Origin of the sequence: Microcoleus sp. Pol7_B2 (assembly GCF_036701035.1) — a bacterium.
Taxonomy (GTDB): Bacteria; Cyanobacteriota; Cyanobacteriia; order Cyanobacteriales; family Microcoleaceae; genus Microcoleus.
Map to the genome: position 1 here is coordinate 84,481 of NZ_JAUBQB010000004.1, position 11,722 is coordinate 96,202.

At 49.0% G+C, this 11,722-nt stretch carries 7 protein-coding genes; 3 read left to right on the forward strand and 4 right to left on the reverse strand.

What is annotated here, in order from left to right:
• Positions 1 to 455 precede the first annotated feature (455 nt).
• Together QUA57_RS02800 and QUA57_RS02805 are read left to right on the forward strand one after the other, a co-directional pair.
• Positions 456 to 881, forward strand: coding sequence for a DoxX family protein (locus QUA57_RS02800; protein WP_333059309.1), 426 nt, complete (start codon positions 456 to 458; stop codon positions 879 to 881).
• Complete coding sequence (locus QUA57_RS02805) at positions 878 to 1,393, forward strand: DUF4385 domain-containing protein (RefSeq protein WP_333059308.1); 516 nt, start codon at positions 878 to 880, stop codon at positions 1,391 to 1,393. The genes QUA57_RS02800 and QUA57_RS02805 overlap by 4 nt, the downstream gene beginning before the upstream one ends.
• 101 nt (positions 1,394 to 1,494) lie before the next feature.
• Here the strand turns inward: QUA57_RS02805 and QUA57_RS02810 are convergent, their stop codons facing one another.
• The 4 genes from QUA57_RS02810 to QUA57_RS02825 all read right to left on the reverse strand — a co-directional run bounded on the left by QUA57_RS02810 (position 1,495) and on the right by QUA57_RS02825 (position 5,929).
• The gene (locus tag QUA57_RS02810; protein WP_333059307.1) at positions 1,495 to 1,962 is read right to left on the reverse strand and encodes a regulatory protein RecX; all 468 of its coding nucleotides are present in this window, start codon (positions 1,960 to 1,962) and stop codon (positions 1,495 to 1,497) included.
• Between the two features lie 89 nt (positions 1,963 to 2,051).
• Positions 2,052 to 2,462 carry an AbrB family transcriptional regulator gene (locus QUA57_RS02815; RefSeq protein ID WP_172184952.1) on the reverse strand — a complete coding sequence of 137 codons (411 nt, stop codon included), beginning with the start codon at positions 2,460 to 2,462 and terminating at the stop codon, positions 2,052 to 2,054.
• Between the two features lie 1,507 nt (positions 2,463 to 3,969).
• Entirely contained in the window at positions 3,970 to 5,670 is a 1,701-nt protein-coding gene (locus QUA57_RS02820; RefSeq protein WP_333059306.1) for a CHAT domain-containing protein, read from the reverse strand.
• A gap of 4 nt (positions 5,671 to 5,674) precedes the next feature.
• Complete coding sequence (locus QUA57_RS02825; RefSeq protein WP_333059305.1) at positions 5,675 to 5,929, reverse strand: hypothetical protein; 255 nt, start codon at positions 5,927 to 5,929, stop codon at positions 5,675 to 5,677.
• A gap of 1,417 nt (positions 5,930 to 7,346) precedes the next feature.
• On the opposite strand from QUA57_RS02825, the gene QUA57_RS02830 reads away from it, so the two are divergent.
• Positions 7,347 to 11,722: cadherin-like domain-containing protein (locus tag QUA57_RS02830; RefSeq protein ID WP_333059304.1), on the forward strand; the 4,376-nt coding region annotated here is incomplete at its 3' end.

Sequence of the window (11,722 nt, forward strand, 5' to 3'; positions counted from 1 at the left end):
CAGCAATCGCACTCATCTATTGCGGCGATGATTTATTTAATGTTAAGCGATGGTGCATTTGTCGATCAAGAAAATCCCCCACTGGTTTGGCTGGTGACGAAGCCAAAGCCGGAACATAAATCATGTTTCACTACCCGAAGATAGAGACAGCAACAGGGCACTAGACATTAAAATCTTGTTATCAAAATGTGCGCTATCTGTTTTTGGCAGTCAACGCCCAGGCCTTCGATTCCAGTTCTCACTTCCTCCAGTTTGGGGGGGTGAAAAATTGTCTGGGAGTTACCCAGAAACCTGGTGTTTATACGAAATAAAATCGTTACAGCCATCAGCAAGAGCAGACAAAGCCGGAAAGCTGGAATTTTTGGGCCTCAGTTTTATTGTCATATCGCTCGCAGATAGCGAATTTTGGCAAGCATTATCGCAGCACTTTAACAGTTATTAATTTCCCCTTGCCCATGAAAAGTCAAAAAGAAATTTGGCGAGTTATTCTCGCAGTAGCTATCAGTATTGTAGGCGTGCTGCACTTTGCAGTACCCGCACCTTTTATCAGAATTGTGCCACCCCAGCTTCCTTACCCGGAAGCCTTGGTTTATATCAGCGGTTTTTTCGAGATTTTGGGGGGAATTGGGCTGTTAGTTCCTCCTGTGAGCAGGGTGGCGGCGTGGGGATTAATTGCCTTGTTTATTGCCGTGTTTCCAGCTAATATCAATCAAGCCGTCAACAACATTCCCATAGAAGGGATTCCCCACAACCAATTACTGTATTGGTTCAGGCTGCCTTTTCAAGCCGTCTTGATTGCTTGGGCCTGGGTTTATACCCAACCAGACGAAGGCAAACCCCGGGCTTCTATAGTTCCCGATAGAACAGAAAATGCCCGATGAAGCAGTTCGACTACTCTTTGGATTTTAAGAACATCGACTTTCGACAGCACCCTGAACTTTATCGGGTAGGGAAAGGAGAACAGGGAGTGCTGTTGGTGGAACCCTACAAAGGAGAAATTCTGCCTTTCTGGAGATTTAAGACTCCTGAAATTGCCAGGGAGTCCAGCAGCAAAATTTACTCCTTGTTTTTAGAGTATCTCGATCGTGAAGATTTTGTGGGAGCCGATATGGCCCGCAAGTTCTTGCAGATGGGGTATACTCGATCGCGTCGCTACGCCAACCACAAAAGCGGTCGAAAATACCAGCAAAACCCTCAGAAGCTGAAGTCTGTTGCAGAGCAAACCGCAGCTCGAAAAGATATTTTGCCCCTACAAGCAGATCCGGTGAAAGCAGAATCTGCCGCCATTTTTAAAGAAAAATGGATGCTGGCTAAAATCAACGAGAAATATCTCGAGCTTTTAGCCAGACACCGGCAGATGTACGAATCTTATTTAGTCAACGCTGAGGATTGACATACATTTACAAAAACTCAGAACTTACACTTTAGCCCCGTCGGCAGCGGTGTAGTTGTGCTTGCCTATCTGGGCCGCACCTATTTGCGTGGCCCTACTATTTACTCGTCATCTTCTTCTGTTTGCCACTGTCGCCAAATTTCAAAGGCATTAAAGCCCCTGTATTGCAGGTAATTCAAGACTTTGCCCTTGGTTTTCGGATCTGCTTTACCCCAAGTATCGATCTTGTATTTCCGCATGACTTTGGCTTTTAATTCGACCAGTTTTTCTGCTTCGGAGTCCTGATTTTCGGCAATTTCTTCTTCCCAGACTTGCTCGAACAAATCGTTGGTAATTCCTTTTTGCAGGCACTTGCGCTTGATGGCCGACTTCCCGTATTTGCCTGCTGCAGAGGCGATCGAGTTTGCCACCAAGCGAGTGTCGGACTGATAGCCGCGGTCTTGAATTTGCGCGATCGCCTCCAATATTTCCTCATTGCCAAAACCTTTCTCTTGCCCCTTTTTGCGAAGTTCAGAGGCACTGTAGTCTTTGCGGGACAAGAGAAAATAGAAATAGTCAAGACAGCTCATCAGTTAAATCGAAGGGTGGCGCGCAAATACTCGTGTAGCGAAGCCAAATCCAGTCGCCTTGCTATCGGCTGACTGCATCGTGATCGCCTCTATTCTTCTGTATCCTCCTCTTCATCATCCACATCCACATCCGGTCTGTCCACATCGATCTGAATCAAGCGAATGTGCTTGTATCCGAGCTTAATTTCAAACTCGTCTCCCGGCTTTAATCCCATTTCTTGGGTATAATTTGCCCCGATCACGATCGAACCATTCTTGTGAACGCTAGCTCGATAACTCGCTTCTCGCCCGCGTCCGTCTGCTTTAGACTTCTCTAGCTCAATGCCCTTAGCAGCTAACACTGCATCGTAAAACTCAGCCAGATTAATCCGGGTTTCTCCACTTTTGCTGACCGTGAAGTAGCCGCAAAGCTTTGCAAGTTCTCTGCGTGGCAAATCACTGCCTTTGATTTTTTGAAGCAGACCTTTTCCTGTTAAGGGTGCTGTAGCTGTTTCTGCCATTGACCGTACCTCGCTTATTGGACTTTACTTATATCAATTACAACACATTAGATTAACTTTGTTTCACTGTCAATACTAAGAATTCTGAATATTAAGATTCTGGATAAATTTCTGTGGTCTCAAGACCGGGGGTGCAAGTAAGGATGCTCGAAGGCCGATCAATTTGCACCTCGCGGCCCAAATGCTTGTGTAAGCCTCGGACAGATCGCGCGGGGAATTATTGTCGCAAATTAAATGCTTTACTTTTTTACACTAAAGTCTGTTCCCTGCATTCACCAATCCGCGATTGTGTCTGCGGTCAAGGTCAAAATAAGACAGCCCTGAATGGAAATACCTAGAACGCGGCCACTGCAAATCTGCCGAAAGCATTTACCGGCGCGGGGTTAACTTTTACCTCAACAAGACGAGGCAGCACTTGTTCTCAATGTCACTGCCAGCTACTTGTAAATTCTATTTTTCGGGCTGGAAATCCCCTCAAAACCCCAAATACCAACGAGCAATCTTCTATTAAGGTGTTGAGCATATAACTTCCACAGAAGGCAGTGTGGGGAAGGCAATTAGGTAAAAATTGAAGGAAATTTCACCTCTTCTTTGAACGGGTTTAAGCTAAAACCCGACTCAATGGGCGCGGCAGAAACATCGGGCAGCCACTAAGAGGGGAATAGTTTTGATCGGGTGAGATTGCTTCGCGACTCTTAACACTTCGCCAGGACTCTGTAGATTTCTAGGGGGAACTCGGGAAAATCCTCCTCCTCCGGCCCCAATCCAGAAAATTTGAGGTTATTTCCACAGGGGAATTGAAAAAGACCGAGTTAAATGCACAACTCCTTAAATGTTTGATGCACTACAAATTAGCGGCGGTTCCCGGCATGGAGTTTCGATGGAAATGTATTGGTTTCGACTCGTGGCCTGTAAACTGCCATACTCTCAAAATTTATGTACCAACTGGAGGGGCGCGTCAAACTCACAGGCACTTCCATAATTAATTATTGTGAAATATAGCAAGCGCGCTGACGGTGAGGACCTTCTTAATGGTTGCAACTGTGGCTTTTATTGTCTTGTGCCGAATGACTAATGCTCCTGCTGCCGAATCAGCCCGCCCAAAAACATATACAAGCCACCGACTCCTGTCGTGGAGAGATCAAAATTTTAGAGTCTTGTTCCAGTTCCCAGATTTGTCTGTCGAGTAAATTTAAAATCTCAAATCCTTCGACTCAGGGTTCAAGCCGAAGTCTAAAATCTACAATCGACTGACGAATTTCATATCAAGCAGTCCCGGACTTACTCTCTCGACGAGAAACCCGGTTTCTTCCTAGATGCTTGGTTGCGCTACTGCTTATTTTCGGTAAAAACCGGCTTGATGAAGGTAAGTCCGAGATTCGATCGAGCAGCATACTTTTGATCACTTTTCCAGCGGGAGCCTATAACGAATGGCCAGCAAAAACCCCACCCAGTTTGGAGCCAGGCCAAGAGGGTCTAAATTCCGCATTCCAGTGGGCGATCGCTTTTAGTGACGTTGTTGCAGGTAATTTTGCGACAGGGGAGTCCGTACCGCCGGCAGTAACTCTTCTGGTTTCGTGCTTCGCTGGTTCGAGTACCGCCACCCAAAAAAGCCAGCACTCAAAGCAACGGGGAACAAGCAAAGCATCAGGGCGACAGATTTTTTCAACCCCGGTTTTTTTAACGGTTTCTGAGTCGCTGCAGCGGCGCGAGTTGCTTGGATCGCCGAACACTCAGAATTAGGAATAGAGGACGGCTTCGCCGTCGGTGAGTTTGGTGAATTAGTAGCATCGGGTCGATCGTTCTGGTGAACCCAATCCCTGCGATCTTTTAATTGGTCGGGAAAATATTCCCAGACTTCGCCGTCAGAATTGTCTGACTCATGCGATCGATTTGCTGGGATTGGGGGGTATGGGGCGATCGCCGAAACCGAAGACGGAGCCTTCCATTCTGTACCCGCGAGCGCCGGTTGCGTTCCCGACGCGATTATGTGGACCATAGAACCGGATGTCGCGCTGTGGGCTGGGGCGCCGATCAAATAGCCGTCAAAGTCCGGGTGCTGGTAGAGAATGGGCAAAGCCCAGTATAGCTGGTGAGAACCGTAGGCAGAAATTAGCCCAGCTCTGGCCCGGCTCAGGCTCAGATCAACTGGATAGCCTTGATTGAGGTTGCGGTAAAACAACCGCGTCAGAGTTAGGGCTACATCGTCGGGGATGCTTTCTGCCATTGCTAGCACTGCCGGAATGCCCCGCTTCACTAGAGCTTCGGTTAAGTTCCGTTCCGGGCTGTCGTCCGCGAGATCGGAGGGGTCGCCGTAGGCGCCGCGGCAGGAGTTGAACACGGCCATCTGAATACCGTTGTTAACAAGCAATCCAGCTAAGTCGTCGCCACTCAAGGTTTCGGTTAAGCCGGTGCGGCTGCTGACTAGGTAGAGTTCGCCACCTCTGGAACCTAAGTTGCTGTGACCTGCGTAGTGCAGGACTTGGTAGTGTCCTTGTTCTAAGGCTTGGGTAAGTTGTTCTCGATCGGGCTGTTCGAGAATCGTCAGTTGAATTTCCGGGGAATGGGGGCTGTTTTTGAGAGGATTACCCGTGCGGTTTTGGAGTTCTTGTTGCAGGTGGAGCACTTCTCGCTTGAGCTGCAAGCTGTCTCGATCGCTCGGAGAGGCGATCGCCATTAAAATTTTTAGCGGCCCGCTACTAGGCAGTATCCGGGTTTGTTTGAACAAACTTGTACCTGGTTGGTAGCGAGAAAACACGACATCGGTGCCGGTTGCCAAAGGGCGATCGCCGGCGTGCAGAACTTCCCACGGCAGCCGCGGCAAGCGCCGGCCTTTGAGTCCGAGTCGCAGTTGCAGCACTTCTCGGCGGTGCTGGGCGATGCCTTGAGCGCAAGTCCAGCTATCGCGCAAGTTTCCTTGAAACAGCCCGCTGTATAATTGTTGCCCGAGCGCTACTAAATTCGGCGCTGAGTTGTGTCCCGAACGGGAGATCCCGCGACCAGCAAAACTGCTTCCCTGTACTGCTTTTCCTTGGAGCAAGCCCACCAGCGGGTCGTTCATCAGTTGAGCAGAGAGTGCAAGCCATTCATTGATCGGCCAGCGGACTTGTTGTTCGGCTAAGGGTACACCGGGTGCAACCCTTTCTGTCCGCACTAGATATTCGTCGTCTCCAACTGGAGTGACTGAGAGTTGAAATTCCTGGCTCACGGATTTAGCGCCCTCCCGCCTTAATTCTGAATTTGCCTGCGTTTTTGCGGCTAGCAATAGCGATCGGCAAAATAATTTTTACTTTTTCAATCAAAGTTTCTGAATGCGCTTCCCCCGATCGGGCGATCGCTAGGGTCATATATATTTGTTCAAACACATTGAGGATATAAAAGTTGTACTTTAATAACAGTTTATTAGTTTTGATTGCCCTGTGGCTCGGTGAAAGCCGAATTTTCTGCAATCTTTGTATCTTTAACATTTTGCACCTCTACCGCAGACCCCTTTAGATTCGTCGTGAACTTGAGTTTCTCATTGCTGAGTAAAGTTAAATTGGAGGCACTTTACCAGGCGGATCTCTAGTTCTTATTAAAATTACTTCGGCTCTCGCCAACCGGTTTCAGGGTAATATCGCAGGGAAAGTTGAGTATTTTATTTTTTTTGGCGATCGGTCGATCGGTCTTTACCGCTTATCCTCTACCACCAACCCCCCATGTGTAATCTTGATTTTGTGTCAATTAATTAATTGGTCAGCCCTGGGTTCTCATCCGTAAGCCCTCCGCCCTCATCCTTAAGACCTTAGTGGCGATCGGTAATCGATAGTTGACCATCGATAATTGCCAATAACTTATTGCTAATTTTCCGCTTTTATGATATAGAAAACTTTTAATTTAACTCTCTTAATCTAATTAAAGTTAAGCAGCAAAAATAAACGTAAGCAGCCAATAACTCTCAACAATACTATGGCAATCAAATTATTCCGGTACTCTCCAGCAACCATCATTTTTGGCCTCTAGAGGATTACGCCTCATCAGGCCGGTTTCTCGGAGAATTATTGGATTTGGTAGCGAAGCCTCTACAAAACAACAGGGTTGGGCAGCCTCGCCGTGGGTTGTCCCCGCTCAAAATGCAGATCGAGCTTGCAACTGTCACCAAAACCGAATTCTGCCCTTATACTACTTTTTGGCATTTTTTACAATCCGTCTTGAGATTGATATATTTTGGCATAACTCTTAGTATTGATCGGAAAAAAAATTTTTCTCAGTTCGCGAGGTTTCCTAGAATCGAGAAAAAATTGTGCAACTAAAAATTAGAACAAATATTTGCCCGGGCGAATTATCTAAATTTCTAATTAATCATCGGGAACTAAAATTAGAAGCGTGCAGTCGTTTAGTCAAGAGATTCAAATCCTAAGTCAGGGAAGGATTTGTCAAAGCTGGGAGTGTTACAAAACTTCCATACACCCAGCCAAGCTCGGAAAAAATGCAAGGGAAAAATTGGGGGGATACAGGTTTTGGGTAGTTATTTAGGAGTTGTCAGTTGCGAGTTTAAGTTCAGCTAATTCACTGTAGAAATTACGTAGATAATCTACAATCAGGGGCCCTTCGGTCCAGCTTACTGTAGAAATTACCGAGAACATCTCAAATGCTCGGCGCTTCGGCGCAGTAATTACAGTGTAGGTTGCGGATCAATTAATTTTGGTAGGCAATTGCAGAATATAAAACTCGCAACAGAGCGAAAAAAACCTTGCCGTTTAAGTGGCATCTATAATAGTAAAGATGAGGAAACCAGCTCCTCTAGCAGGCGAAAGCATGAAGTTAAAAATTTTTCTTCTGCAGCCTCCTGTTTGCTGATAAATTGATTCTAAGAAGCTTACCATTTTTTGGGAAATATCAACGATGGCAGACGAAAACTTGAAATTAGAAGAAACACCGGGAAAACTTTCTCCCGCTCCAAATGAAACACAAAATCCTCTCGGGGATTTAGGCGAGGACAGCTCTACAATTTCCGATGATGATTTAGCCAAGTTAATTAACGACGCGCTCGCCGAAAAGACCGACGGCTTTAACACGACTCAATCTCCAGATCCGTCTAACGGCGTACAGGAAGAAGGTACTACTGATGACAGCCAAATGGCGGAATCTACCGGCGTACTAGAAGAAGGTGTGGGCGACATAGATGACTTAGACGATGGCAGCGGCATCGAGCCCGGAACCGTCGTCGGTAGCGATGACGATGACGTAATTGTCGCCACCGGCGATCAGGATAAGATATTCGGCAAAAAAGGCAAGGACAGAATCAAAGGAAACCGTGGCAAAAAAAATCAAACCTACGGCGGTAAAGATGACGATGATTGCGAGGGCGGCGATGACGACGATGAAGTAAGGGGCGATCGTGGCAACGACACCGTTAAGGGCGGCCAAGGCAACGACAAGGTTAATGGCGGTAAAGATAACGACAGCCTGTTTGGCGGTACCGGCAATGACACCTGCGAAGGCGATGACGGGGATGACTGGGCCAACGGCAACGAAGGAGATGATGACGTTAAGGGTGGCGCCGGCAGTGATACCGTCTATGGCGGCAAAGGCAACGACGATTGTGAGGGCGACGAAGGCAACGATGTCGTCAGGGGCGATCAGGGCAACGACGATTGTGAGGGCGGCGCAGGCAACGATACCATTAACGGCGGCAAAGATAACGATACCGTTAGCGGCGGTGTAGGCAGCGACAACTGTGGAGGCGACGACGGCGACGACAACGTTAGCGGCGGCGACGGCAACGATACCGTTAGCGGCGGTGCCGGCAGCGACAACTGTGGAGGCGACGACGGCGACGACAGCGTTAGCGGCGGCATCGGCGACGATACCGTGCTCGGCGGTGCCGGCAGCGACAACTGTGGAGGCGACGACGGCGACGACAGCGTTAGCGGCGGCACCGGCGACGATACCCTGATGGGCGGCGACGGCAACGACAAGTGTGAAGGCGACGACGGCGACGACAGCGTTATGGGCGGTGCCGGCGACGACAGCGTGATGGGCGGTGCCGGCAAGGATACCCTCGTTACTGGCGACGGCAATGACACGGCAGACGGCGGCGACGGCGACGACAGCGTTAGCGGCGGCGGCAACGGCGACGATACGCTGATGGGCGGCAACGGCAACGATACGCTGATGGGGGGTACTGGCAACCATACCTGTGTCGGCGGTGCTGGAGAGGACGACTATGTCCTGAGTAACAGTAACGCTGGGGTAACTGCAGTCATCGCTGACTTCGAAGACGGCAGCGACCAGTTTCTGCTGTTTGGCGACTTGAACTTTAGCAGCTTGACCTTTATACAAATCGGTGTCAATACCGAAATTCGGGTCAATAACTTCGCGATCGCGCTATTGTTGAATGTCAACGCAACGCTTATCACTGCGGCCGACTTTTTGGGAGTTAATCCTCAAACTCCAACTCCAACTCAACCTCAAACTCCAAATCAACCTCAAACTCAAACTCCGCCGATTTTTAACCCTCCGCAACTGGAAGTTAGTGAGACCCTGATTGCTGGTTCCAGCGGCCAGGAGCAAACTATTACTCCTGAGTTGTTGCGTGTTTCCGATCCCGGGCAAGGTCCTGGCGGCATAACCTTCACGCTAACCGAGGTGCCCCCTGCTACAACCGGGCAACTATTTGTTAATGGAGTCCCCGTAACACAAACGGGCGTTACCTTCACTCAAGAAGACATTAACGCAGGCAGGGTAACTTTCAGAGCGGCAGTAGGTTTTGTCGGTGCGGCTACTTTTGGTTTTGAAGCTACCAACGGCCAAAGAGCTCTCACCGGCAAGCGTTTTAGCTTGAAAATCGAGCAAAATTCCTTTAATTTTGCTGGCAATCTAGAAGGTCAAGCTATTGCCGGTTCTGCGACGCTCCCTAACAACATCGTAGGCAGCGATGGTAACGATAACATTACAGCCGGTAAAGGCAAAGACACAATCATCGGCGGCAAAGGCAAGGACACAATCATCGGCGGCGATGGCGATGACGATATCGACGGCGGCGATGACGATGATTATATCGAAGTTAGCCTAGGCAAAAACACACTAAAAGGAGGCTTGGGCAAGGACACAATTAAAGGCGGCAATGACGCTGACGATATCGACGGCGGCGATGACGATGACAATATCGAAGCTGGCATCGGCGATGACACAGTAATAGGCGGTGCTGGGAATGACACATTAAGTGGAAATGAGGGCAATGACACGATCGAAGGCGGCCTAGGAACCAATGTTCTAAGTGGGGGTGATGGAAACAATCGCTATGTTTACCGCACTTCCCGCCAACAGATTCAAACAGTTGCAGAAGCTGACTTAATTACTGACTTTAAGGTCGATGGCGATCTTTTAGAGCTTTCTACGGCAGCTTTTGGTAATCTCACCGTTTCTAGCTTGACCCGACTGGATATTACTGCTACTACTGCTGTTGGGTCGATCGGCAGCGCTAATTTGCTCGACTTCACCACGGATATCACTGTTACCAGCATCGCGTCTTTGCAAGCGCGGTTTGTAGCTTTGGGTGGCAACGGAGACGTGCCTACTTTCTGTCAGTTTATAGATGCCGAGACCGGCCGTTCCGTACTGGTATTTTCTGTTGAGGGGCGCTTTGAAGTTGTCACCAGTTTCTCGGCGAGCATTCGCCTGCAACTCAGTAACTTTGTCTTCACGGGCCCGCCACTAAATATTCCTGTCGGTACTGCTGGTGCTGACAATGTGGATTTCACCACTTCTCCGGCCCCAGTTAATTACGATGGTTTAGCAGGCGATGACAAGATTGTCGGCAGCAACTTTAACGATAGCCTCAAGGGCGGCGACGGCAACGATACCATCACCGGCGGCGTCGGTTTGGATGTCATAAGCGGTGGCACTGGTTCGGATCTGTTTGTTTACAGGGCAACTAAAGAAGGGGGCGATAAAATTTCCGACTTTACCCCTGGGGTCGACAAATTCGAGTTTAGCGCGAGCGCTTTCGGCAATTTGACTACGACTAACTTTGACGGTGTTAGCGGTTCAACTCCTGACATTACTGGCAAAGAGTTAGTGATTTTCACAGGCGGCAGTTATGCCTCTTTGGAAGCTGCACAAGCTAAGGTTCTGGGCAATTCTACAACTGCTGGTTTGTTCGCATTTACTAATGCTGCGAACGAGACTGTGTTGTATTTTGACTCGAACGGTACCGAGGCCGGTGGTTCGACGCTTATTGCTTCCTTGGGTACGGCTGCTAGCAATCTGGGAACAGCGGACTTTGTATTTACAGGTACGATCGCCTCTCCTGCTGGTACTACTACCAACTCAGGCAGCATTGTCGATTTAACTGCTGCAAATGCGGGTACTTTCGCGACAGCCGCATTTAACAACTTCGGTTCTGGTGCTGGCGGTTACAACTTCACCACTCCTGTCTTATTTACCGGCAATGACAGTGCTAACAGCGTCACCGGTACGGAATTTGCTGACATCATCAACGGTGGTGGCGGTGCAGATATTATCGACGGCGGCAGCGGTGCTGACATCCTCAGCGGTGGCAGCGGTGCAGATATTCTGACTGGCGGTGCTGGTGCGGATCTCTTTGTTTACAAAGCAACAGGCGAAGGCGGTGATACGATTACTGACTTTACCTCTGGGGTCGACAAATTCGAGTTTAGCGCGAGCGCTTTCGGCAATTTGACTACGACTAACTTTGACGGTGTGAGCGGTTCAACTCCTGACATTACTGGCAAAGAGTTCGTGATTTTCACCGGCGGAAGCTATGCCTCTTTGGAAGATGCACAAACTAAGGTCCTGGGCAATTCTACGGCTGCTGGTTTCTTCGCCTTTACGAATGCGTCGAACGAAACGGTGTTGTATTTTGACTCGAACGGTACGGTGACAGGTGGTTCTACCTTGATTGCGAATCTGGGTACGGCTGCTAGCAATCTGGGCACGGCGGACTTTGTATTCACAGGTACGATCACGTCTTCTGACACTGGTACTTCTCCCACTGGTACTACTACCAGCTCCGGCAGCGCTGTCGATTTAATCACTAATCCCGGTACTTTCCCGACCGGAGTTAACAATTTCGGTTCAGGTGCTGGCGGTTACAACTTCACCACTCCTGTGTTATTTACCGGAGATGCGAGTGCTAACAGCGTCACTGGTACTGAGTTTGCTGACATCCTCAGCGGCGGCAGCGGTGCAGATATTCTGACTGGCGGTGCTGGTGCGGATCTCTTTGTTTACAAAGCAACAGGCGAAGGCGGTGA

Coding starts and splice junctions, on each gene's coding strand:
- QUA57_RS02800 (WP_333059309.1), top strand. CDS start 456: ATGAAAAGTCAAAAAGAAATTTGGCGAGTTATTCTCGCAGTAGCTATC.
- QUA57_RS02805 (WP_333059308.1), top strand. CDS start 878: ATGAAGCAGTTCGACTACTCTTTGGATTTTAAGAACATCGACTTTCGA.
- QUA57_RS02810 (WP_333059307.1), bottom strand. CDS start 1,962: ATGAGCTGTCTTGACTATTTCTATTTTCTCTTGTCCCGCAAAGACTAC.
- QUA57_RS02815 (WP_172184952.1), bottom strand. CDS start 2,462: ATGGCAGAAACAGCTACAGCACCCTTAACAGGAAAAGGTCTGCTTCAA.
- QUA57_RS02825 (WP_333059305.1), bottom strand. CDS start 5,929: ATGTTAAAGATACAAAGATTGCAGAAAATTCGGCTTTCACCGAGCCAC.